27 protein-coding genes and 1 other RNA gene are annotated in these 23,419 nt (G+C 46.1%); 20 read left to right on the top strand and 8 right to left on the bottom strand.

The genetic code is table 11. The features are described from left to right. Positions 1–6 precede the first annotated feature (6 nt). Positions 7–669 (top strand): response regulator transcription factor, encoded by a 663-nt coding sequence (locus AC2CGA_RS08115; RefSeq protein ID WP_003151668.1) that lies wholly within the window; start codon positions 7–9, stop codon positions 667–669. Beyond that, positions 660–2,063, top strand: coding sequence for a sensor histidine kinase (locus AC2CGA_RS08110; protein WP_015387701.1), 1,404 nt, complete (start codon positions 660–662; stop codon positions 2,061–2,063). The genes AC2CGA_RS08115 and AC2CGA_RS08110 overlap by 10 nt, the downstream gene beginning before the upstream one ends. 84 nt (positions 2,064–2,147) lie before the next feature. Here AC2CGA_RS08110 and catR read toward each other — a convergent pair whose 3' ends face one another. The 3 genes from catR to rghR form a co-directional block, all read right to left on the bottom strand. Beyond that, a complete protein-coding gene (gene catR, locus AC2CGA_RS08105) occupies positions 2,148–2,465 on the bottom strand; it encodes a catDE operon transcriptional regulator CatR (RefSeq protein ID WP_003151672.1) in 318 nt (105 codons plus the stop codon). A gap of 81 nt (positions 2,466–2,546) precedes the next feature. Further along, positions 2,547–2,978: a helix-turn-helix domain-containing protein gene (locus tag AC2CGA_RS08100; RefSeq protein ID WP_003151674.1), complete on the bottom strand. Its 432-nt coding sequence runs from the start codon at positions 2,976–2,978 to the stop codon at positions 2,547–2,549. A gap of 24 nt (positions 2,979–3,002) precedes the next feature. Further along, complete coding sequence (gene rghR, locus AC2CGA_RS08095) at positions 3,003–3,413, bottom strand: transcriptional repressor RghR (RefSeq protein ID WP_003151677.1); 411 nt, start codon at positions 3,411–3,413, stop codon at positions 3,003–3,005. A 196-nt stretch (positions 3,414–3,609) separates the two neighbouring features. Between rghR and AC2CGA_RS08090 the strand changes: the two genes are divergently transcribed. The 6 genes from AC2CGA_RS08090 to ssrA all read left to right on the top strand — a co-directional run bounded on the left by AC2CGA_RS08090 (position 3,610) and on the right by ssrA (position 8,501). Then, complete coding sequence (locus AC2CGA_RS08090) at positions 3,610–3,795, top strand: helix-turn-helix domain-containing protein (protein ID WP_087920807.1); 186 nt, start codon at positions 3,610–3,612, stop codon at positions 3,793–3,795. A gap of 123 nt (positions 3,796–3,918) precedes the next feature. After that, positions 3,919–4,149, top strand: coding sequence for a preprotein translocase subunit SecG (secG, locus tag AC2CGA_RS08085; RefSeq protein ID WP_003151681.1), 231 nt, complete (start codon positions 3,919–3,921; stop codon positions 4,147–4,149). 118 nt (positions 4,150–4,267) lie between these two features. Further along, complete coding sequence (locus AC2CGA_RS08080) at positions 4,268–5,008, top strand: alpha/beta hydrolase (RefSeq protein ID WP_014305833.1); 741 nt, start codon at positions 4,268–4,270, stop codon at positions 5,006–5,008. Between the two features lie 18 nt (positions 5,009–5,026). Continuing rightward, positions 5,027–7,360, top strand: a complete 2,334-nt coding sequence (rnr, locus tag AC2CGA_RS08075) for a ribonuclease R (protein ID WP_003151684.1) — start codon at positions 5,027–5,029, stop codon at positions 7,358–7,360. A 139-nt stretch (positions 7,361–7,499) separates the two neighbouring features. Beyond that, a complete protein-coding gene (gene smpB / locus AC2CGA_RS08070) occupies positions 7,500–7,970 on the top strand; it encodes an SsrA-binding protein (RefSeq protein ID WP_003151688.1) in 471 nt (156 codons plus the stop codon). A 168-nt stretch (positions 7,971–8,138) separates the two neighbouring features. After that, positions 8,139–8,501: a transfer-messenger RNA gene (gene ssrA, locus AC2CGA_RS08065) on the top strand. Positions 8,502–9,419: 918 nt separating this feature from the next. Here the strand turns inward: ssrA and AC2CGA_RS08060 are convergent. Next, complete coding sequence (locus tag AC2CGA_RS08060; RefSeq protein ID WP_014305832.1) at positions 9,420–10,073, bottom strand: hypothetical protein; 654 nt, start codon at positions 10,071–10,073, stop codon at positions 9,420–9,422. A gap of 177 nt (positions 10,074–10,250) precedes the next feature. Here AC2CGA_RS08060 and AC2CGA_RS08055 point away from each other — a divergent pair, with 177 nt between their 5' ends. Both AC2CGA_RS08055 and AC2CGA_RS08050 read left to right on the top strand, forming a co-directional pair. Then, positions 10,251–10,556 (top strand): barstar family protein, encoded by a 306-nt coding sequence (locus tag AC2CGA_RS08055; RefSeq protein WP_003151695.1) that lies wholly within the window; start codon positions 10,251–10,253, stop codon positions 10,554–10,556. Positions 10,557–10,670: 114 nt separating this feature from the next. Beyond that, positions 10,671–11,465: an SDR family NAD(P)-dependent oxidoreductase gene (locus tag AC2CGA_RS08050; RefSeq protein ID WP_232673827.1), complete on the top strand. Its 795-nt coding sequence runs from the start codon at positions 10,671–10,673 to the stop codon at positions 11,463–11,465. 40 nt (positions 11,466–11,505) lie between these two features. Here AC2CGA_RS08050 and AC2CGA_RS08045 read toward each other — a convergent pair whose 3' ends face one another. Further along, positions 11,506–12,396: a LysR family transcriptional regulator gene (locus tag AC2CGA_RS08045; RefSeq protein ID WP_165625775.1), complete on the bottom strand. Its 891-nt coding sequence runs from the start codon at positions 12,394–12,396 to the stop codon at positions 11,506–11,508. A gap of 152 nt (positions 12,397–12,548) precedes the next feature. Here AC2CGA_RS08045 and AC2CGA_RS08040 point away from each other — a divergent pair, with 152 nt between their 5' ends. Genes AC2CGA_RS08040 through AC2CGA_RS08000 form a run of 9 tightly spaced genes read left to right on the top strand, consistent with a single transcriptional unit; the run spans position 12,549 to position 19,607 of the window. Further along, complete coding sequence (locus AC2CGA_RS08040) at positions 12,549–13,088, top strand: GNAT family N-acetyltransferase (protein ID WP_003151702.1); 540 nt, start codon at positions 12,549–12,551, stop codon at positions 13,086–13,088. Then, a complete protein-coding gene (locus AC2CGA_RS08035; RefSeq protein ID WP_003151704.1) occupies positions 13,085–13,897 on the top strand; it encodes an amino acid ABC transporter substrate-binding protein in 813 nt (270 codons plus the stop codon). The genes AC2CGA_RS08040 and AC2CGA_RS08035 overlap by 4 nt, the downstream gene beginning before the upstream one ends. Before the next feature lie 25 nt (positions 13,898–13,922). Beyond that, the gene (locus AC2CGA_RS08030; protein ID WP_057080219.1) at positions 13,923–14,735 is read left to right on the top strand and encodes an amino acid ABC transporter substrate-binding protein; all 813 of its coding nucleotides are present in this window, start codon (positions 13,923–13,925) and stop codon (positions 14,733–14,735) included. Between the two features lie 22 nt (positions 14,736–14,757). Next, positions 14,758–15,480 (top strand): amino acid ABC transporter permease, encoded by a 723-nt coding sequence (locus tag AC2CGA_RS08025; RefSeq protein WP_484480163.1) that lies wholly within the window; start codon positions 14,758–14,760, stop codon positions 15,478–15,480. A gap of 15 nt (positions 15,481–15,495) precedes the next feature. Then, complete coding sequence (locus tag AC2CGA_RS08020; protein ID WP_015387708.1) at positions 15,496–16,203, top strand: amino acid ABC transporter permease; 708 nt, start codon at positions 15,496–15,498, stop codon at positions 16,201–16,203. After that, complete coding sequence (locus tag AC2CGA_RS08015; protein ID WP_043867428.1) at positions 16,200–16,979, top strand: amino acid ABC transporter ATP-binding protein; 780 nt, start codon at positions 16,200–16,202, stop codon at positions 16,977–16,979. The genes AC2CGA_RS08020 and AC2CGA_RS08015 overlap by 4 nt, the downstream gene beginning before the upstream one ends. Next, positions 16,976–17,983: an LLM class flavin-dependent oxidoreductase gene (locus tag AC2CGA_RS08010; protein WP_003151713.1), complete on the top strand. Its 1,008-nt coding sequence runs from the start codon at positions 16,976–16,978 to the stop codon at positions 17,981–17,983. The genes AC2CGA_RS08015 and AC2CGA_RS08010 overlap by 4 nt, the downstream gene beginning before the upstream one ends. Positions 17,984–17,994: 11 nt before the next feature. Beyond that, positions 17,995–18,282 (top strand): glutaredoxin family protein, encoded by a 288-nt coding sequence (locus AC2CGA_RS08005; protein ID WP_014305823.1) that lies wholly within the window; start codon positions 17,995–17,997, stop codon positions 18,280–18,282. After that, positions 18,279–19,607, top strand: coding sequence for an LLM class flavin-dependent oxidoreductase (locus tag AC2CGA_RS08000; protein ID WP_015387710.1), 1,329 nt, complete (start codon positions 18,279–18,281; stop codon positions 19,605–19,607). The genes AC2CGA_RS08005 and AC2CGA_RS08000 overlap by 4 nt, the downstream gene beginning before the upstream one ends. Before the next feature lie 169 nt (positions 19,608–19,776). Here the strand turns inward: AC2CGA_RS08000 and AC2CGA_RS07995 are convergent, their stop codons facing one another. Genes AC2CGA_RS07995 through AC2CGA_RS07985 form a run of 3 tightly spaced genes read right to left on the bottom strand, consistent with a single transcriptional unit; the run spans position 19,777 to position 22,199 of the window. Beyond that, positions 19,777–20,562 (bottom strand): amidohydrolase family protein, encoded by a 786-nt coding sequence (locus AC2CGA_RS07995; RefSeq protein ID WP_024085794.1) that lies wholly within the window; start codon positions 20,560–20,562, stop codon positions 19,777–19,779. Positions 20,563–20,565: 3 nt separating this feature from the next. Further along, complete coding sequence (locus AC2CGA_RS07990) at positions 20,566–20,982, bottom strand: carboxymuconolactone decarboxylase family protein (RefSeq protein ID WP_014305820.1); 417 nt, start codon at positions 20,980–20,982, stop codon at positions 20,566–20,568. Next, positions 20,982–22,199, bottom strand: a complete 1,218-nt coding sequence (locus AC2CGA_RS07985) for an MFS transporter (RefSeq protein ID WP_014305819.1) — start codon at positions 22,197–22,199, stop codon at positions 20,982–20,984. Before AC2CGA_RS07985 ends, AC2CGA_RS07990 begins: the two co-directional genes overlap by 1 nt. A 102-nt stretch (positions 22,200–22,301) precedes the next feature. On the opposite strand from AC2CGA_RS07985, the gene AC2CGA_RS07980 reads away from it, so the two are divergent. Beyond that, the gene (locus AC2CGA_RS07980; RefSeq protein ID WP_014305818.1) at positions 22,302–23,153 is read left to right on the top strand and encodes a helix-turn-helix transcriptional regulator; all 852 of its coding nucleotides are present in this window, start codon (positions 22,302–22,304) and stop codon (positions 23,151–23,153) included. The last annotated feature ends 266 nt before the right edge of the window (positions 23,154–23,419 follow it).

Below are 23,419 nucleotides of genomic sequence, written 5' to 3'. Positions count from 1 at the left end.
CGGCCGGTGGCAAACATTTTAGCAATTGATGATGAAAAAGATATTCTCGTTCTGATCAGAAACATTTTACAGCGTGATCAGCATACAGTAACGATTCTCGAAAAAGCGGAAGATCAGTCATTGGATTTTTTTCAAGGCTATGATTTGATTCTTCTTGATGTCATGATGCCCGGAACGGACGGGATTGAACTCTGCCGGCGGATTCGGCCGCTGGTGGACAGCCCGATCCTGTTTTTAACGGCAAAGTCTGACGAAGAATCCATTGTGAAAGGCCTCATGACAGGCGCTGATGATTACATCACAAAGCCGTTCGGCGTACAGGAATTGATGGCAAGGGTAAACGCGCATGTCAGAAGGGAACGGCGGGAAAAGCATCAGACGAAACGGCTGATATCAGGCTTCATGTTTGATTTTGACAATAAAGAAGTATGGATGGATGACCGGAAACTGCCTCTTACGAAAAACGAATATAAAATCGTTGAATTTCTGGCACAGCATAAAAACAGAACATTCTCACGGGAGCAGATTTACGAGGAAGTGTACGGCTTGGACGGCGATGCGCTCTATTCAACCATTACGGAGTTTATCAGAACCATCCGGAAAAAATGTAAAGAACACGGGGCTGATCCGATCAAAACGGTGTGGGGTGTCGGATACAAATGGGAATAGCAAAAGGAAAATCCAGCATCCGCAAAGAGCTTGTCAAATTTACCATCACTTTGTGTCTGAGCACGATGGGGGTGGCGGCATTATGCGTCGCCTTAAATGCCATTGCCATGAATGCCGGAGCGATCCTGCCCGCAAACTACAGCGAGCATGAGGCGGAACAGATCAAACCCCGCCTGAAATCAGCGGAAAAGATAACAGAAGACATGATCCCCGCAGGTATGACATACGCCGTTTTTGATAAAAAAACAAAGCGGATGACAAAAGGAACGATGACGGAACAAGATGCGGCCAACGCCAGAAAAAAGATTCAGCATCAGCCGTATTTTAATTATGCTCAAAAAGGATTCATGGTGATAAATCGGAAAGATGAATACGGCGTTCTCCAATATTCACTCAGGTCGGAATTTCAGTCGCCGCTGTTAAGGCGCTATCTGCCGAATTATGAATGGACGGGTCTTACGATTCTGATCACTTTGCTTCTTTTGACTGTTTTTATCGTGACGACGCGTTTCGCCAATCAGCTGAGACGGCATTTCAGCACACTCAGCTCCATTACGGCAAGCATTCAAAAACAGAATTTAAATATCAATCCAAAAAGGTCGCGTATAAAAGAATTTGACGATGTCATTGACTCTCTGCTGAAAATGAAAGACGCGCTTCAGGCATCTCTGGCGGCGCAGTGGGAGGCGGAGCGGATAAAGAAAGAACAGATCGGCGCGCTTGCGCATGATATTAAAATTCCGGCAACGATCATTAAAGGAAATGCCGAGCTGCTCCAGTTAACAGAACCTGATGAGGAGCAGGCGGAATATGCGCAGTATATCCTGGATGCCGGAAACAAAATCGAGCATTATGTCGGACAGCTGATCCAGCTTTCCAAAGCAGAGGAGGCAGTTGCCGTTCATGTCGAATATACCGACCTCAAAGAGTGGATTCAAAACATATATCGTGACGCGGCGGCGCTTGCGGGGCCGAAGCAGATTGATCTCGTCCTCAGCGAACGGGGAATTGACCGAATAGAAGCGCCGATCGATCATGAGCTGCTCCACAGGGCGGTCATGAATATCGCGGCAAATGCCGTCGACTATACGCCGGAAGGAGGGGAAATCCGTGTGGACGTCCTGTGCACCGATTCCGCCCTCCATCTTGCCGTATCCGACAGCGGAAGCGGGTTCTCGCCGGAGGCGCTGAAAAGAGCGACACAGCTTTTTTACACGGAGGATAAAAGCAGACATTCGGCGGGGCATCACGGCATGGGGCTTACATTCGCCCATCACGTCGTACATCTTCATCACGGCGAATTAATACTTGAAAATCAGGAGTCTGGAGGAGCCCGGGCGGAGATTCGAATTCCGCTGGAAGGCGTCAGACAAAAACAAGCCCTGCACGCCTGAGGGCTTGTTTTTCTGTATAAGAAAAGCAAAAATAAAAACGGCTGTCCGTTTGAGAGATCAGCCGCTTATGCGGAAAAGAGTTTATCAGGAAGGATCAATCCATGTTGAAGACCACTTGGAAATTTCCTCTAAAATAGGGGCTAATGCGCAGCCTTTTTCCGTTAAAGAATACTCAATGCGGACAGGCGTTTCGGGGATAACATCCCGTTTGATGACACCTTCTGTTTCAAGTTCTTTCAGACGTTCTGACAAGACTCTTCCGCTTAAATTCGGAAGCGCCGCTTCAATTTCGCTAAATCGCTGCTGTCCGTTCAATAACTGAAAGACGATTAGAGCCACCCAGCGTTTACTTAGGATGTCGACCGCTTTTTCGAATCTGGGGCACATTTCTGATTGGTTCATGCTTTTTCACCTCGTCTTCTGCTATTATACCGCAAAATCGGAGGGAACGTACGTCTGGCGCTTGTTAAGTTGAGGAGAGGATCAAAAAGAGGATGAGGAATCCGGGGAGCGTTTTTTCGCTTCAGCCGCAATAAAATCAAAGTATTTGCTGACGCTTTCAATATCTTCTTTTGTGAAGTGCTGCCACTTTTTGCTGTCAAACAGCGGCAGATGCTCCGCGCCTCTGTCAACGGCGGTCTGATAGATGGCGCAGATGGATTGATAGCTTTCGGAGGTTTCACGGATTTCCTCCTGAAATGCCTTGATGTGTCCGGCCCGCGCCATTAACTCCTCGTACGGGATTTTTAATGTGTCCGCCAATTTTCTGATGGTCGCGGGTTTAGGAATGCCGCGGTGCCCGTTTTCAATTCTGGAAATGGTCGCCGAGCTGACGCCGGAATAGACGGCAAGCTGATTGACGGTAAGCTTCCGGGCGCGGCGCAGCTCTCTTAATTGCTTTCCGAATGTGTTCAATAAGATCGCCTCACATGTGCAAAGTCATGAGTCTTCATTTGTTCTTTTTTTGGCTTCCGCCGATAAGAACGCAAAGTATTTATCAAGCAGAACCAAGTCTTCTTTCGACAGGTGCCGCCAGTTCTCCCGCTCCAAAAGGGATAAATCATGCAGCTCATACGTTTCGGCTTTTTCCAGCAAGGTGCAGCCCGTGTCGTACGGGGCTCTCGTTTCCTGGACGGTCTCTATGTATCCCGCCGTCTGCATCAGTTCCTCATACGGGATTTTTAACGCATCTGCGAGCTTTTTAATGGTTGCAGGTTTCGGCACCCCGCGTTTGCCGTTTTCAATCCGCGAGATTCCCGCGGCGCTGACGCCTGAATACGTTGCCAGCTGATTCACTGTCAGATGCCTTTTTTCCCGTAATGTCCGCAATTGTTTCCCGAAGCTTTCCACAGTCTCTCCCCCTCCCGCGGTCTATTTATATTCTAGTATGTTTATTGACTAAAGGGAATAGCCAGGCTGGAAAAGTATTGACAAAAGTTAACAAAAGCCGTATCTTTATGTATAAGAAAGAAAGTATTTGACAGAACGGAAGGTGAAGAAAGTGGTCGAAAAGATACAGATCAGAAGAGATTATGTGCTGCAGTATATGGTCAATAATGACTACTCGTTAAACCAGCTCGCCCTGGAGATCGGAATATCTCCCGCCACACTGAGCCGTGTACTGAATGGAGAGCGGAGGCCGGGCCAGCTGGTCATCGGAAAAATGCTCTATTACTTTGACATGAAATTTGAAGATCTTTTTTACTACGACTTTGTTGACAAAAGTCAATGATGATGGAAGATTCAAACGCATTTCCGTTTTTCTGACATGATGTACACCGATACGGCGTGACATGCCTTTGTTTTTCATGTAAAATAGAAGCAATGTAGGCCAGTCAGTCTGGAGGTGTATGGGATGCACACATTATTGATTACCTTATTGGTTATCGTCAGTATTGCACTTATTATTGTCGTATTGCTTCAAACCAGCAAAAGCGCCGGTTTATCGGGTGCAATTTCAGGCGGGGCGGAGCAGCTTTTCGGAAAACAGAAAGCAAGGGGCCTTGATCTGATTCTTCACCGCACAACCGTTGTGCTGGCAGTCTTGTTTTTCGTGTTGACGATTTCGCTAGCGTATATCGTATAAGGCAATGTTTGTATAAGGTCTGATTTAATATCAGGCCTTTTTCTTGTTGAGAGACGGCGTTTGTTTCTCGCAAAACTGTGGAAAACTAAATTGAATGTGCAAAAAAGGGGTTATGAGCATGAAAATTGTGACACCAAAACCATTTACATTTAAAGGCGGAGACAAAGCGGTGCTTCTGCTGCACGGATTTACGGGAAATACGGCAGACGTCAGAATGCTCGGCCGCTACTTGAATGAGCGCGGCTACACTTGTCACGCGCCTCAATATAAAGGGCACGGCGTTCCGCCGGAAGAGCTGGTACATACGGGACCTGAAGATTGGTGGAAAGACGTCATGGACGGTTATGAGTATTTACGGTCTGAAGGCTATGAAAACATTGCGGCGTGCGGACTGTCGCTTGGCGGGGTTTTTTCATTGAAATTGGGTTACACTGTACCCATAAAGGGAATTGTTCCTATGTGTGCGCCGATGCACATTAAAAGTGAAGAGGTTATGTACGAAGGAGTTCTCTCCTACGCGCGCAATTATAAAAAATTCGAAGGAAAACAGCCGGAGCAGATTGAAAAGGAAATGAAGGAGTTTGAAAAAACGCCGATGAATACGCTCAAATCGCTCCAGGAGCTGATTGCCGATGTGCGCAAAAACGTCGACATGATCTATTCCCCGACATTTGTGGTTCAGGCACGGCATGACCATATGATTAATACAGAAAGTGCGAACATCATTTTCAACGAGGTGGAAACGGACGACAAACAGCTGAAATGGTATGAAGAATCAGGACATGTCATTACACTCGATAAAGAACGGGACCTCGTTCATCAGGATGTGTACGAATTTTTAGAGAAACTCGATTGGTAACAAACAGGAGGTCGAATAATGGAAAAAGAAGCGTTTATGGACCGTCTTCTCGCGTTTATGAAGGAAGAGGCGTACAAGCCCCTTACCATTCAGGAACTCGAGGAGATGCTGAACATCAAGGAAGCCGATGAATTTAAAGAGCTGGTAAAAGCGCTGGTGGCGCTCGAGGAGACGGGACAGATCGTCCGCACCAGAAGCAACCGCTACGGGCTTCCGGAAAAAATGAATTTAGTAAAAGGAAAAATTTCCGCGCATGCGAAGGGCTTCGCGTTTCTGCTGCCGGAGGATACCTCTTTAAGCGACGTGTTTATTCCGCCGAACGAGCTGAATACGGCCATGAACGGCGATATCGTCATGGTGCGGCTCAATTCCCAGTCAAGCGGATCGAGACAGGAAGGCACGGTCATCCGCATCCTGGAAAGAAGCATCGACCGCGTCGTGGGCACATACACAGAAACGAAAAGCTTCGGCTTTGTCATCCCGGATGATAAGAAAATCACGAGTGATATTTTTATTCCGAAACATGCCAATAACGGCGCTGCGGAAGGCCATAAAGTCGTCGTCAAACTGACAAGCTATCCTGAAGGCAGAATGAACGCCGAAGGGGAAATCGTTGAAATACTCGGCCATAAAAATGATCCGGGCATCGATATTTTATCCATCATCCATAAGCACGGCCTGCCGGGAGATTTTCCGGCTGAAGCGATGGAGCAGGCAACAAGCACGCCCGATACCATCGATGAAAAAGACATCAAAGACCGCCGTGATCTCCGCGATCAGGTCATTGTCACCATTGACGGCGCCGATGCGAAGGATCTGGATGACGCCGTCACCGTGACAAAGCTTGATAACGGCAGCTACAAGCTCGGCGTTCATATTGCCGACGTCAGCCATTACGTTACGGAGAATTCCCCGATTGACAAAGAAGCGCTGGAAAGAGGGACAAGCGTGTACTTGGTTGACCGGGTCATTCCGATGATCCCGCACAGACTGTCTAACGGAATCTGTTCGTTAAATCCGAAGGTCGACCGGCTGACGCTTTCCTGCGAAATGACAATCAACCAGCAGGGACAGGTGACGGAGCACGAGATCTTCCAAAGCGTCATTAAAACGACGGAAAGAATGACCTATTCAGATGTCAACCGGATCCTTACAGAAGACGACGCCGAGCTGAAAGAAAGATATGAGCCGCTCGTCCCGATGTTTAAAGACATGGAACGTCTGGCGGAAATTCTCCGGGCGAAACGGATGGACCGCGGCGCCGTGGATTTTGATTTCAAAGAGGCGAAGGTGCTCGTCGATGAGGAAGGCGCCGTAAAAGACGTCGTCATCAGAGAGCGCTCAGTAGCGGAAAAGCTGATCGAAGAATTCATGCTTGTGGCAAACGAAACGGTGGCCGAACACTTCCATTGGATGAACGTGCCGTTTATTTACCGGATTCACGAAGAGCCGAACGCCGAAAAACTGCAAAAGTTTCTCGAGTTCGTGACGACATTCGGTTATATCGTCAAAGGGAAAGCCGGAGACATTCATCCGCGCGCGCTGCAAAGCATTCTTGATGAAGTGCGGGACCGTCCGGAAGAAACGGTGATTTCAACCGTCATGCTCCGTTCCATGAAGCAGGCGAAATACGACCCGCAAAGCCTGGGCCATTTCGGGCTGGCGACTGAATTTTATACGCACTTCACATCGCCGATCCGCCGATATCCTGACTTAATCGTTCACAGGCTGATCAGAACGTATTTGATCAATGGACAATCGGACGAAGCAACTCAGGAAAAGTGGGCCGAACGCCTTCCGGAAATCGCTGACCATACGTCAACGATGGAACGGCGCGCCGTTGATGCCGAGCGGGAAACCGACGATCTGAAAAAAGCGGAATATATGCTTGATAAAATCGGCGAGGAATTTGACGGCATGATCAGTTCCGTCACGAATTTCGGAATGTTCGTCGAGCTGCCGAATACGATTGAAGGGCTTGTGCACGTCAGCTTTATGACGGATGATTATTACCGTTTTGACGAGCAGCATTTCGCCATGATCGGTGAACGCACGGGCAACGTTTACCGCATCGGAGACGAAATCACGGTCAAAGTCGTCGACGTCAATAAAGATGAGAGAAACATCGACTTTGAAATTGTCGGCATGAAAGGCACCCGCCGTCCGAGAGAAACAACAGGCGACCGCAGAAAACGAGGCAGACCGGCGCGGAAACGCGTGTTAAACAGCAATACCCCGGCTTCACCGCCGAAATCGGAGGAAAAAGGGGAATGGTTTACAAAACCGAAGAAGAAAAAGAAAAAACGCGGTTTCCAAAACGCGCCGAAACAAAAACGCAAAAAGAAGAAGTAAATGCGAAAAGCAAATAGGGCATAATGCTCTGTTTGCTTTCTTTCGCAAGCCGCATTTTCATTGTCGCGGAACGCTCCATTTGCTAAAATAAAGCGTATCGCACACATGAACGGTTTTTGCGGAGAGAGGAGGATAAGGCATGCCAAAAGGATCAGGCAAAGTATTATCGCAAAACAAAAAAGCAAACCATGATTACTTTATAGAAGAAACCTATGAAACAGGCATCGTGCTGCAGGGAACGGAGATTAAGTCCATCCGCGCCGGCCGCGTAAACATGAAGGATTCCTTTGCGAAAATCGAGCGCGGCGAAGTGTTCCTCCACAACATGCACATCAGCCCGTACGAGCAGGGAAACCGCTATAACCACGACCCGCTCCGGACGAGAAAGCTTTTGATGCACCGGAAAGAAATCAATAAGCTGATCGGCCTGACGAAAGAGAAAGGCTATTCCCTCGTGCCGCTGAAGCTGTACTTGAAAAACGGCTTCGCCAAAGTATTAATCGGCCTCGGAAAAGGGAAGAAAACATACGATAAACGTGAAGATTTAAAACGAAAAGACGCCAAAAGAGAAATCGAAAGAGCGTTCAGAGACAGACAAAAAGGCTTCTGATGCCTGAGCCTTGATGTGATGATATGCCCTGTGCTATACTGTTCACACATCAGATTCACAGGCTGTTTATTGAAGATATTCCCAATTGAATTTGCCTGTGATCATGGTATAATAACAGTACAGCCAGTTGAGCTAGAGCTTGATAGATCTCCCGTATACCCTTAACAAGGGGACGTTACGGATTCGACAGGGATGGATCGAGCTTGAGCTGCGAGCCGAGAGGCGATCTCGTTAACACGCACCTAAATATAACTGGCAAAACTAAAAGTTTTAACCAAAACTTAGCACTAGCTGCCTAATAAACGCAGCGAGCTCTTCCTGACATTGCCTATGTGTCCGTGAAGAGCACATCCAAGTAGGCTACGCTTGCGTTCCCGTCTGAGAACGTAAGAAGAGACTGACAGACTAGCTCTCGGAAGGCCCGCCCGCAGGCATGAAGACGAGTGAAACACGAAATATGCAGGCTACGCTCGTAGACGCTTAAGTAATCGATGTTTCTGGACGTGGGTTCGACTCCCACCGTCTCCATACATAACGCCAAAACCGCAGTGTTATCAAGGCTTTCAAAGCTTTCGATGGCACTGCGGTAACATTTTGGCAACATTTTTTAAAATTCTTCGTTTTCTCCCTTTGTGCTGAAAGGAAGATGGCTTTCGTGTTAATGCCATATCTCCTCATATCTAAATTCCTGCCTGTTCATTTTAATTTCCTTACTACTCATTCAATACTTAAAAAGGATAATCTAAAAGATGTGCTGTTTTTGTTTTATCCTATTATTTTGTATTTGATTTTGGCAAATATTAAGCTATCCAGGAAATACAGTAAAGATTAGAGATAAAGCCAACAGAATTACTATGCTCTTTGTTTATCTGTTTTCAGAATGAAATGAAAGATAGGGATCGAATTGCGGAGTATTTTCTTTAGTCTCGTACATGGATTTTAAAGGAAATTGTTTGAATTTTTCGGTTTATACTTGAAGTTAGTGAAGAGTATTAGCTATTTCGGGAATTACATACAATATAAACTAGAATTAATTCATGTTATCATTGTTTTATGGGAGGTGACGACATGAGTAAGATGAAAGGCTCAATGTACCAACCTAAACGAAAGATTAAGCACTTAACCACAATAAGTATTTTTGATGAGCGCGGAAAAAATTTATAGTAAGGATTGAAAAGATTCAAGAATAGGGAGGGCAGATCATTGTTTTTTAAAACTAGTAGAAATACGGATGAAAAGAGCACTAATATAGCTTTCTATTCTTCATTCATCTATTGGTCAGGTTTTTTATTGATAAATAGTATCCTTGATTTTTTTAACAAGGGTTTAAAGATAAATTCACTTTTGTTATTAATATCAGGCTTAATAGTTTTTTTTGTTAGTGAATTTATATCAAAATGTATCAGAAAAATAAAAAATAAAAAAGTGTGAGCGAAAGCTCACACTTTTTTATTGAGATCTGCAACTATATGTATTCGTTGCTCCTGAACCCATTTTTGTAATAATAATGCCTTTTCCTTTAGAATTGCAGGCATTTATAGTACCCATACCTAAAAGCGGTACCGCACCTAACATTAATGTAAGTGCAGTTGGGCTTTTAGCAAAAATCTTAGCTATAGCTGTAGCTGTACCCCAAAATCCACTATTAATTCCAACAGCAGCACTCAATTGTTTTATTTGTGAGTTGCTAATTTTATATTCTTTATAGTTTATAACTCCCATTGTTGTTACAATGTGTTCAACAGGTTTAATAACTTCACTGCTATTTAGCTCGTCAATATACTCTTTGAATATGATCAACGCGTCAGTGCCTGTCAAAGAAGCTGATGTTTGATTTTCATAATTTACAATAGTATCATACAGCGTTTTTGCTGCTAAACTCAGTTGACTTATATCTTCTGGAGAATTAGATGATAGATTTTTCATATCCAATTTCTCATCTAATTCATTGATAGCATCAACTAATACTGCAGTGTTTTTTACATCTTTTCTAGGTACAGTTATCGTGTCATCTTCTGACGTTTTCACGATGGCTAAAGTGCTAATAGGAAAAATGCTAAATAAAAGCACTAGCGATAATAGAAAAACAAAAGATTTTTTCATCTATAACCCTCCTCATAAGATTCAATTAAATTCTACCAATAATAAATAATACAGTAAATAACTAGAATATTAATTTCTCCTTAACAAGTGTGAGGTGAGTTATAATAACGGGTCGAAGGTAATGGATCAAGGTGTATCCTGCTAAATATAATTCTAAGAATAAAGGAGTTCATTTGAATGATAGTCGTCATCATAGACGGAAAAGATGTTACAAGCACAGAAGCTTTACACCGAATTTTAAAAGATCAATTAGATTTCCCGGACTTTTATGGTGAAAATCTGAACGCCTTATGGGATTGCCTGACAGGATGGATCGAACTTCCGCTGACTTTGGTGTGGAAGAATTTTGAGGCCAGTCAAATGGCATTGGGTTCGGATGCTGATGATGTCTTGGAGCTGTTTCAAGAGGCTCAGGAAGAGTTAGAGAATCGGTTTGTCATTCAAATCGATCAGCCGTCAGCCGGGACAACGGACAGGCACTAAAAAGTGCGTACTTCCCCTCATCCATTTTTCTATCCGATAATAGGGACGGAAGGTTTCAGGCTTTCGATTTCTGTCCATATATAAGAAGAGACTTACGATAGGGAGGAATGGATGATGGACTTGCAGTTGAAAGGGAAGACGGCGCTTGTGACGGGATCTACGTCAGGCATCGGGAAGGCGATTGCGGCTTCGCTGATTGCAGAAGGTGCGGCCGTGATCATTAACGGCCGCCGTGAAGAAAAGGTAAACGAAACGATCCGGGAACTAGAGAAACAGACGCCGGATGCCCGTCTCTATCCGGCCGCATTTGATTTAGGCACGGCGGAAGGATGCGGCGCGATTTTTCAGCAGTATCCGGATGTGGATATTCTCGTCAACAATTTAGGAATCTTTGAACCTGCGGAATACTTTGATATTCCTGACGAAGAGTGGCTCCGGTTTTTCGAGGTGAATATCATGAGCGGCGTGCGGCTGACACGCCGGTATGCAAAGCGGATGATTGAGCGGAAGGAAGGACGGGTGATCTTTATCGCGAGTGAAGCGGCCGTCATGCCTTCTCAGGAAATGGCTCATTACAGCGCTACGAAAACAACGCAGCTGTCGCTGTCACGCAGCCTGGCCGAGCTCACGGAAGGGACGAATGTGACGGTGAATACGGTCATGCCCGGCTCCACGAAAACAGAGGGCGTCAAAACGATGCTGGAGTCGCTTTATCCCGGTGAAAACCTGACAGCGGCTGAAGCGGAGAGACGATTTATGAAGGAAAATCGTCCGACGTCGATCATTCAGCGATTGATCCGTCCGGAGGAGATCGCCCACTTTGTCGCCTTTTTAAGCAGCCCGCTGTCGTCTGCCATTAACGGATCTGCATTGCGGATCGACGGCGGCTTGGTGCGGAGTATTATATAAGATGAACATAAAAAACCCCCGCAAAGTGGCGGGGGTTTTTTTAATGCGGATCACGCTGAAACCGGCTGATGATCCTGCTGATTAAATCTTTTGTTGCACAGTCAAAGTGCTCTTCTTTTTGGTTTGTCAAAAGCCCGACAGGCGGTGAAATTGTTAAGTTATGGATCGGAATGACCTTCGTGCCCTCGATCGGCTCTGAATGCGCCGTCGCCGTAAAGATTGAGACGCCGATATTTTCCCTGACATAGTATTGATGAGCCATGCTGCTGGTCAGCTCCATTTTTCGATAGCGGCTCCCGATGGCCCGCTGCAGGTGCTGTTCAATTTGAATCCGGATCGGGCAATTGGCGGGCGTAAAAATCAGGCATTCATTTTCTAAATCTTCGAGATTAACGCTTGCTTTGGCGGCAAGGGGATGTCTGTCTGACACGATGACATTGAGCGAGTCATGGAAAAACGGATCGAAATAATTTTCCAGAATCAGCTCCGGCTCGCCGCATACCGCAAAATCAATGGCGCCCTCCAGCAGTTTGCGGCTGCATGTATTGGCATCATCCACGCTGACATTGACCGACATGTCCGGATAATCATTTAAGAAAGCCCGCAGCACGGCAGGGAAGATCAGGCTTGCCGTCGGTTCGGATATGCCGATCTGAATAAGGCCGGCCTGGCCCTGTCTGATATCGGCCAGAGTATGGTCAAGCACCTCGTATTGCGCGAGAAGCTGCCCGGCCCGCTCATGAAACAGCCGCCCCGCCCTTGTCAGCTTCAGCTTCTTTCCACGTTCAAACAGCTGCGCGCCTACATCCTGTTCCAGCTGTTTAATCCGCATTGAAATCGTCGGCTGTGAGTAGTTCAGAATTTCTGCGGCCTTATAAAAGCTGCCTGACTGTACGATGGTATGAAACGTTTTAATGGTTCGTAGTTCCAACGAAATCCCCTCCCGGCTGTTCATTAATTTTCTTGAACCTTTCCTTTACTTTTTTTGATTAGTCAAACAAATCAGTTTGCTTTATAGTATAAACAATCAAAGCTTAGTAAACAAATTGGAATTATATATTTTTTGCGGGGAGAGTGACCGGAATGAGTGAAGACATATTTCGATTGGCTGAGAAAAAGGATGCGCCGGAGTTTTTAGAGCTGCTGTACAGCGCGTTTCAGCCGATCCGCAATTTGGAGATTGACTGGCCGTCGGCGCGGGCCGACATCGATATGGTAACGGAAAATATTGAAAATCATTCAGCCGTCGTGCTCGAACGGGATGGACGGCTTCTTTCAACCATTACGATCCGTTTTCCGTGGGAGAGTGACACGCCTCCGTCAAAATATCCGTTTGTCTGGTGGTTTGCGACGCTTCCTGAGCTGAAGGGGCAGGGCATCGGCAGCAAACTTTTGACTTATGTGGAGGAACATGTGCTGCGGGATACGCTGAAGGCCCCGGCCATCACGCTCGGCACTTCGGCGCGCAAGCATCCCTGGCTTGTAGATATGTACAGACGGAGGGGATATGAAGTGTATTTTGAGCAGGAGAAAGACGGAGACATCGGAGTCATGATGAGAAAGGTGCTCATACCGGAGCGGTTTGACGCGTCGCTGTTAGGCACACCGAGCTGGGCGCAATGATCAAAAAACGGATCAGAGCCGGCTGTCTGCTTCTGCTGCTCGGCGTGCTGGCCGGGTGCGGGCAAGGAGAAAGCACAAAAGCGGAGAGCGGCGTGCAGACCGTCATCGTCGGCACGGGAACTGATTTTCCGAACATTGCTTTTATGGATGAAAAAGGCGAGCTGACCGGCTATGACATTGAAGTGATGAAAGCCATTGATGAACAGCTGCCGCAATACAAATTTGTCTTTAAGACGATGGATTTTTCGAATCTGCTTACAAGTCTCGGAAACCGGAAAATTGACGTGATCGCGCACAATATGGCGAAAAACAAGGAACGGGAGAAACGCTTTTTGTATCACAAAATCCCGTATAACTACTCGCCGATGTACATCACGGTGAAGGCGGATAATGACGCGGTACGCACGCTGCGTGATTTAAAAGGGAAAACCGTCATCGTCGGCGCGACGTCAAATGCGGCGGATTATATGACGGCATACAACAAAACCCACGGCAGCCCGATACATTTGAAATACGCCGGGCAGGGCGGCAATGATACAGCGAACCAAATTGAGACAGGACGCGCTGACGCCACCGTATCCACGCCGTTTGCCGTCGATTTTCAAAATAAGACGCACGCGTTCAAACAAAAGACGGTCGGTGATGTGCTGCTCGATACCGAGGTGTATTTTATGTTCAATAAAAACAGCCAAACCCTGGCGGACGATACGGACCGGGCGATTCAAAAGCTTGAGAAGGACGGCACATTGAAAAGGCTGAGTGAAAAATGGCTCGGCGCGGATTATTCAAAATCAAGTTTCACGAAATAATTGAAGCAGAAAACGGGGCGATCACATGAAAATAAGACTGGCGGTCATGTCATTAACAATTGCGGCAACGGCGGCGTTATCAGCCTGCGGCGCGGGAGGGGAGGCGGCATCAGGCAATCAGAAAAACGTGAAGAACATTACGGTCGGCACGGGGACTCAGTTTCCGAATATTTGCTTTATTGATGATAAAGGCAAATTGACGGGCTACGACGTTGAGCTGGTGAAAGAGCTTGACAGGCGCCTGCCGGACTATCGATTTACCTTTAAAACGATGGATTTCTCCAACCTGCTTGTCAGCCTCGGCCAGCATAAAGTCGATATCGTGGCTCATCAAATGGAGAAAAGCGCCGAACGGGAGAAAAAATTTCTGTTCAATCAAGTCGCGTATAACAACTTCCCGCTGAAAATCACGGTGCTCCAAGATAATGGGGACATTCACGGCATTAATAACTTGAAAGGAAAGCGGGTCATTACAAGTCCGACGTCAAACGGCGCGCTTGTCCTGAAAAAATGGAATGAAAAACACGGCAGTCCTTTTGAAATCGCCTATGCCGGCCAAGGTTCAAACGATGCGGCCAATCAGCTGAAATCCGGCCGCGCCGATGCAACGATTTCAACGCCGTTTGCTGTCGATTTTCAAAACAAAACGAGCGCGATCAAAGAAAAAACGGTCGGCGGGGTGCTGTCAAATGCCAAAGTGTTCTTTATGTTTAACAAAAATGAACAAACGCTGAGCGATGACATTGATAAAGCGCTCAAGGAAATCATTGATGACGGCACGCTTAAAAAGCTGAGTGAAAAGTGGCTCGGCGCGGATTATTCAAGGGAGCAATATTAAGTGAAAAAGAGAGGGACCGGCAATGGAAAAAGCGTTTGATATCAGTATGATCGCGTCCTTTGTGCCGACATTGCTCGGGTATTTGCCCGTCACGCTGTATATATTGGCGGTGTCTTTGCTGTTCGGCTTTCTATTGGGGATGCTTTTGGCGCTGCCCCGCATCTATCGCATTCCCGTTTTGAATCAGTTTGCGAAGCTGTATATCTCTTTTTTCAGAGGAACGCCTATCATGGTGCAGCTGTTCATTGTATTTTACGGCATTCCGGCGCTCACGGCGCTCGCCGGAATTGATACCTCTAAAATGGACCCTTTGTATGCGGCCATCGCCACGTATGCGCTGAGCAGCGCGGCAAGAGCGGCCGAAATCATCAGGGGAGGTGTGAACAGCGTCGGCCGCGGGCAGGCGGAGGCGGCGTTCAGCATCGGGCTGAACGGGGGGCAGACATTCCGGCGCATCATTCTGCCGCAGGCGCTCGTGCAGGCCTTTCCCAACATCGGGAATATGGTGATCGGTTTCTTAAAAGATACATCACTCGCTTTTTCGATCGGGGTGATGGATATGTCGGGCAGAGGACAGACCTTGATTACATCGAGCAATCATTCTCTTGAAGTGTATATCTCGCTGTCTGTTCTGTATTATGCGGCCGCCCTTTTATTTGAATGTGTATTCAGATGGGCCGAAAAACGAATCAAGAAAGATGAGACGCGCCTTGTGACGGTTTTTGACATGAGCGCGCACGGCTGAAAAGGAGGGAGAACAGTGGAGCTGGACATTCCATTTATCGGCACTGCGATAAAACAAATGTTGAAAACCGTTCCGCTTACATTGGCGATGACGATCATTCCGATTATTGCCGGATTTTTCATAGCTCTCGGCAATATCACGGTGCGTATATTCCGCATCAAATGGCTGCTGGCCTGCTCAGCGTTTTACGTGTCTTTTTTCCGCAGCACCCCGGCGATTCTCCATATCATGCTGATTTATTTAGGGGTTCCGCTGATTGCCGATCAATTCAGCCGCGCGTTTCATCTCGGCTGGTCGGCCAATCAGATTCCGGTCGCCGTGTTTGTCATCATGGCACTGTCATTAACGGCAGGCGCTTATATGACGGAAATTCTCCGATCCGGGATCATGGCCGTCGATACGGGGCAGGCGGAGGCGGCATATTCAATCGGTCTGACGCGGGGCCAGATGATTCGGCGCGTAATTCTGCCGCAGGCGTTCATGATATCGCTGCCGAACTTCACCAATATAGGCATCGGCTTTTTGCATACCACTTCCATCGCGGCAATTGTTGCAGTGCCTGAAATTACAGGAACGGCGACGATTGCGGCATCCGATAACTATGCGTTTCTGGAAGCATTTATCGGGGCGGCCGTGATTTATTGGGGATTAACGCTGATTCTCGAAGCTGTAAACAGTCTGGCGGAAAAAAGAGCGGCCAGATATCAAGGAGGCGCATTATGATCGAAATCCGAAACATTCAGAAATATTTTGGCAGTCATCACGTGCTAAAGGGGATCAATTTAAGTGTCCGGAAAGGAGAAGTCGTGACCATCATCGGCCCGAGCGGTTCCGGGAAAACCACTTTTCTGCGCTGCCTTAATTTGCTTGAGCGGCCGGATGAGGGCGCCATTTCACTGCACGGAGAAGTCATTAACTGCAAAAAGCCTGCCAAAAAAGACATTCTCAGATTGAGGAAACAGACAGCGATGGTTTTTCAGCAATATCATTTGTTTTCGCATAAAACGGCGATTCAAAATGTCATGGAAGGCCTGACGGTCGCAAGGAAAATGAAAAAAACAGACGCGTACGCCATTGCCGAGCGGGAACTGGCCAAGGTGGGGCTTCAGGATAAACTACACGCCTATCCGAATCAACTGTCGGGAGGACAAAAGCAGCGGGTCGGGATTGCCAGGGCGCTTGCCATTCATCCTGATGTGATGCTGTTTGATGAACCGACCGCCGCCCTCGATCCGGAGCTTGTCGGCGAGGTGCTTGAGGTGATGCTTAACATTGTGCGGACCGGCGCTACCATGATCATTGTCACACATGAGATGGAATTCGCCAGAAGAGTGTCCGACCGAATTGTGTTTATGGATGAAGGAGCAATCGTGGAACAAGGAACGCCTGAGGAAGTTTTTCACAAGACGAAAAAAGAAAGAACGAAGAAGTTCCTCCGCCGCGTGCTGCCTGATTACGGTTATGACATAAAAGAGCGCATAAAGGAGCCTGTCGTATGATTCGTTTAAGCATTTTAGATCAAAGTGTCACCGCGGAAAACCAAACCGCAGAAGAAGCCTTGCGGCAAACGGTGAAATTGGCTCAGGAGGCCGAACAATACGGATATGACCGTTTCTGGGCGGCGGAGCATCATAACAATGAAGAGATAGCGGGATCAGCGCCGGAAATTGTTCTGGGGTATCTTGCCGCAAGCACGAAAAAAATCCGTCTCGCATCCGGCGGGGTGATGCTGCAGCATTACAGTCCTTATAAAGTGGCGGAGCAGTTCCGGGTTCTGTCCGCCCTTGCTCCCGGCCGTGTGGCGCTCGGTGTCGGCAAAGCGCCCGGCGGATTTCAGCTGTCAACCGATGCGCTGCAGCGGGAGCTTATCCAGCCCGCCCGTTTGTTTGAAGAAAAACTTGAGGAGCTGACTCATTTCATCCGAAATGATTTTCCGGACTCGCACCGCTACGCGTCATTGCGGCCGACGCCGCATACTGAGTATGCGCCTGACATCTTTTTGCTCGGCGGCAGCGCGGAAAGCGCGATATCCGCGGCCAAACTCGGCATTTCCTTCGTTTTCGCCTATTTCATAAACGGTGAAGAGGCTGCGTTAGAAAAAGCGCGCCACGCCTTTGACGAGCATCTGCCGAAAGGATCGAAGGCGGAATTTCACCTTGCGCCGATGGTATTTACCGCGCATACAAAAGCAGAAGCGGAAAAACACGTCGTATCGCGTGAGTCGGTCAAAATCATTCTCGAAGACGGCAAAAAGGTGAATGTCGGTTCCCGGGAACAAGCGGAAGCGTTTCTGGAACAAGTCACGCAGCCATATAAGCTGATCACACAAAAGACGGGTGTGATTGCCGGGACAAAAGAAGAGACCGCCGCCGAGCTGAGACGATTATCCGTTCAATACAGCATTACCGATTTTGTGATTTTGTCGCCTATCAAAAACGCTGAGGAAAAACGATTGTCTTACCGGCTGTTAAGCGAAGCGGTGCAGCCGGCCCCACAATTATAGGAGGGATGAACATGAGTCATGAAGTAAACGTAGTGGTCTGGAGCAAACAGGGCTGCTCCTATTGCGATGAAGTGAAAGGATATTTGCGGGAAAAAGCCGTTGCATACGAAACAATTGATGTGACAGAACGGGACGAATTGCGTGACGTGCTGCAGACGAAGTACGGCATCCGTCATGTCCCCGTCGTTGAAATCGGCAGCGGTGACAGCCGTGTGTATCAGGCCGTTACTCAAGTCGGCATTGATCATGTAGAACGGGCGCTTGCCGATTACGAGGGGAAAAAGGGGGAGAGAAAATGAGCCGGACGGATCTAATTCAATTCGGAGCCATGATTCACGGTGTCGGCGGCACAACGGACGGCTGGCGTCATCCCGACGCCGATCCGACAGCAAGCACGAATGCGGCGTTTTACAGGCAAAAAGCGCAGACTGCTGAAAGAGGGCTGTTCAGCTTTGCTTTTATTGCGGACGGCTTGTTCATTTCTGAAAAGTCCATCCCGCATTTCTTAAATCGGTTTGAGCCGATCACTATTTTATCGGCGCTTGCCGCCTCTACAACCCATCTTGGTTTAATCGGCACATTTTCCACCTCGTTCACTGAGCCGTTTACCATCGCAAGACAGCTGATGTCTCTTGACCATATCAGCGGCGGCCGGGCGGGCTGGAATCTCGTCACCTCTCCGCAGGCGGGAGCCGCGCGCAATCACAGCAAAGAAAGTCTTCCCGACCACAGCCGGCGCTACGCCATCGCTCAAGAACATGTGGACGTGGTGCGCGGTCTGTGGAATTCCTGGGAAGAAGATGCCTTCGTCCGCAACAAAGAAACCGGGCAGTTTTTTGATCCTGACAAACTGCATCGCCTGTATCATAAAGGCGAGTATTTTCAAGTGGAGGGCCCGCTGAATATCGGCCGGTCCAAACAGGGAGAGCCGGTCGTTTTCCAAGCGGGGTCTTCAGAAACCGGCCGGTCGTTTGCCGCGCGTAATGCCGATGCAGTCTTTACGCACTCCAATTCACTTGAGGAAACGAAAGCTTTTTATGATGATGTGAAGAAGCGGGCGGCGGATTACGGCCGCGACGCTTCCAAGCTGCGGATCTTTCCTGGAATCAGTCCGATTATAGCCGGTTCACAAGAAGAAGCGGAAGCGAAATATCAGGAATTCGCCGAGCTGATACCGATAGAGAACGCCGTTAAATATGTGGCCAGATTTTTTGACGATTATGATCTGAGCCGTTTTCCGCTGGATGAGCCGTTTCCTGATTTGGGCGACGTCGGGAAAAACGCGTTTCAAAGCACGACAGACCGTATCAAAAGAGAGGCCAAAGCCAGGAATCTTACGCTGCGTCAAGTGGCGCGCGAAGCCGCGTTTCCGCGAACCAACTTTATCGGGACACCGGAACGTGTGGCATCATTAATTGAAACATGGTTTCAGCGGGAAGCGGCGGACGGGTTTATCATTCACTCTGACATCCCGGGCATGCTTGAAGCCTTTGTGGATCAAGTCATACCGATCCTTCAGAAAAAGGGGCTGTACCGAAAAAGCTATCCGGCGGATACATTGCGGGGGAATCTCGGGTTGGATATTCCGATCTGCAAACCAAATCCGATTTTGAGCAGAAACTAAATGTTTCTGCTTTTTCTGCTGCTTGCCATTCCCGTCATTAATAAGAAAAGAGCCGAAATTTACCCCGTTTAGAGTAAATCGGCTCTTTACTATTTAAAAGAAGGAATGAAAACCTGTTGAATGCAATCCTTCAAACTTATATTCCCTCTGAAATTGTTATAAAAATAAGTTAAATATTTAAGAGATTAGCAATGTTCCCGCCCAGTACTCGTTGTACGACTTCTTCACTTGAAGCATGGCGTTCAACTGCCAGCTTATTTAGGAATGGATCACCATATGGAAAATCAGAACTAAATAAAGTTTTCTCTGGGAGTTCTTTTATGGCCAAAGATAATGCATAGGTTGTATAAAATGCAGAGATATCCAGGTAGGCGTTTTTTGTTTCTTTTGTTAATGCAATAACTTGCAGCCAATGTATCCCTCCCAAATGGCCAAAGATTACAGGGACAGTAGGATATTTTCGAGTTAAAGCGAACAATTCCCGAATATCATTTAAATTGAGTGGATGGAATGTATGCACCCAAATCGGAAAGGAATTATAATCACTAGCTGCCTGGAATACAGGCTCAAGCATTTTAATTTGGCCTGAACCCAGAGTGAATTCTCCAAGTCCCTTCATTTTGTAATCTTTTACAATATTATCCATCCAATCACGCAGTTCCCCGTAGGAACTTAAAAGGGGAACTGATCCAAATCCAATAAAACGGTCAGGATATTTTGCGATAGCATCCCTTAATTCTTCTAGAGCTTTTGATCGTGCTTCTAGGGGATTTATCTCGTTATTTAAAATCTGATTCAGTACATCCATTTCCTGAATAAATTCATCGTAGCTTTCACTTTTTTCTGGATGAACAAGCGTAGAGAATAAAATAGTTTTATCTATCCCGCTTGAATCCATCATTTCAATGTGTTTTTCTACAGGTAGAACTACGTGGGCATGACTATCAATAATCATTTTTTACTCTCCTTCCAATAAATTGGCTGACAGCTGATTTCGTCTTTTAGAAAATACTTCGTTAGCTATTGTTAAAATGGTATTTAATGCGACAGGAAAGCCTGCATAAATTAACATTTGCATCATAGCTTCCATAATTTCTTCTTCGGTCCATCCGACATTTAAAGCTCCGTTAATATAAAACTTTAATTGTTCCGTATTTCCTAAAGCAGTCAGACCAGCAACTGCTGCAAGAAGGCGGGATTTTAAATCTAATCCCGGTCTGGAAAAAATTTGACCGTAATTAAATTCCACAGCCAAAGTTCCCAAGTCAGGTGCTGCTGAATCTTTAAAACTGTTCACGATATTCAGGTAGTTGTCCGGATCTATTTTTGATAATACTTCCAATCCTTTTTTAAAATTTTCTTTATTTTCAGACATTAGATATGACTTCCTTTCTCGAACTCTCTATTTTTTACTGTTCTTTTTTTAGGCAAGCTAAATAAGGAACTAAAAGCAATACCTATCATGAGTATCCCAACTGTACATACTCCATACCAATGCCATTTGCTCCAAGCAAGTACACCTAGATATGACCCTAAAGATCCGCCTAAGAATGTAGATACCATGTATAAACCATTTAATCTGCTTCTCTTTTCAGGAGATAGTTGAAAGATAGCAGCTTGACAAGCAACTTGATTTGCTTGCGTGCCAACTGTTACTAATAGTGCGCCAAGAATTAATCCTGGTAACCAAAATCCTAAGAATATGAAGATTAGAAAAGCGATTAAAGAAATAAACATACATAAGGTATTAGCAAATTTTGATCCTTTTTTATCGATCACCCGGCCAATCATGGGAGTTGCAAAGGCTCCAGCTATTCCCACTAAACCTATTAAACCTGCCGCGGTGCTCCCATAAGAATACGGAGAAGTATTTAATAAAAAAATAAGAGTTGTCCAGAAGGCACTAAAGGAACCAAACATCATTCCTTGACTAAGACAAGCTTTTTGCAACACTTTTTCCTTTTTAAATAACGTGCCTAAAGATGCAAGTAATGTTTTATACTGCATTGCATGATTTCCTTTGCTTTTTGGGAGATACATTGCCATTAAAATGATCATTATCATTGTGCCGGCAAAAGAAGCCCAATACATTGATCTCCATCCAAAATGGGAATCTGCAAAGCCGCTGATAAATCGAGCGCCTAAAATCCCGCACACTAAGCCAATGGCAACATTCCCTAACACTTTTCCTCTGTTCTCTTCTGAAGCTAAATTAGCAGCAAGAGGAACAATAATTTGAGGGACTATGGTAACAAATCCAAGAATTAAGTTTGCTGCAATCAGCCACGTTACATTCATCGATAAAGCTGTTGCGGCTAAAATCATACATACAATTGATAATAAACTTAGGATCAATTTTCTTCGTTCAAAAATGTCACCTAATGGTACCAATAGAAGATTTCCCAATGCATATCCCACTTGAGTTAAAGTTGCTACAATTCCTATATAGTTTTCAGAAACGTGAAAAGTATTTGCCATACTGACTAAGAGCGTTTGATTTAAATAGACATTAGCTACTGTAAAACCGCATGCTGCAGCCATGAGAAGAACTAATCCTTTCGGAAAAGGTTCAGCCCTATTTTTGAAAACCATAAACTCACCTCCTTCATTTATTAGAATAGATGAAGGTTTATAATGGGAATAGGAGTGTGTTTATCCTATTATTAAAACTACTACTTATAAGGGGAGAAGTTCATGTTAAGTGACAAAGAAAGAAGGAAAGAACTAGGGGATTTCTTAAAAACACGACGGGCGCGATTATCTCCTCAAGACTTTGGTTTACCGATTGGGCCGCGCAGAAAAACAGAAGGACTGCGCCGAGAAGAAGCAGCTCAGCTGGCAGGGATAGGAATAACTTGGTATACATGGTTAGAGCAAGGGCGTGATATACAGGTATCTTCAGACGTATTGGAGGCTATTTCGCGTGTATTCAGGTTAAATGAAGAGGAAAAAGAGCATCTATTTTTATTAGCGAATCAGCCATTGCTATCTAAGGCGGGAAGACCGCTCGTTGAAAGTGTAAATAGCGTCCTGAAAAATGTATTGAGTCAATTAGAATACTGCCCTACCTATGTAACCGACGAAAAATTGAACATAGTAAGCTGGAATAAAGCTGCTGCGGTGGTTTTTGGTGATTTTGATAAAATGAATGATCGAGATCGTAATGCAGTCCGGCGTTGCTTTACGTCTAAAGAATACCGAGAGCTCTTTCTTAATTGGGAAGATCATGCGCAACGCTTGATTGCTCAATTTCGTTTAGCCTATACACGTTTTGTCGGTGATGAGTGGTTTAAAGATATCATTAAAGAACTTACCAATAAGAGCCCTGAGTTTCGTAATTGGTGGCCTAAGCATGAAGTTCTAGGTACTCCTTGCGGCAAAAAAACACTTCTGCACCCTTTAGTTGGAGAAATGATTATGGACCATATTACTCTTCAGGTGTACGATGCGCCTGAACTAAAATTAACCATTTACCAACCTCGCCAAGAAGGTGAAACAGAACAGAAAATGAAGCGTTTGTTAAACTGGCAAGCAGACCTGCAATAAAAGAGTGTGATAAATACGAACGTATTAAGCGGAAATCGTTTGTCTCTAATATAAGAGCAGGAACATTTTGCACGAATACATTATCTGAAATGAAACAGCCGATTTAGCCTTAAGGTGGTCAAGATCGGTCTTTTCTTTGTCGAAATTTGCTTAACTCGGGTTTTTTTCGATTTGCTGGAGGCACTTCTTGCAGCCTTTTTTAAAAAATATACTGATTTCGAGATATTATTGTTGCGAAAAGAATTTTTTGTAACTATAATTATTAC

The organism is Bacillus sp. SYZHCR11 (genome assembly GCF_057196865.1).
Note: the sequence above shows the minus strand (reverse complement) of the source record. Positions and strands in the feature narration are given on the sequence as shown.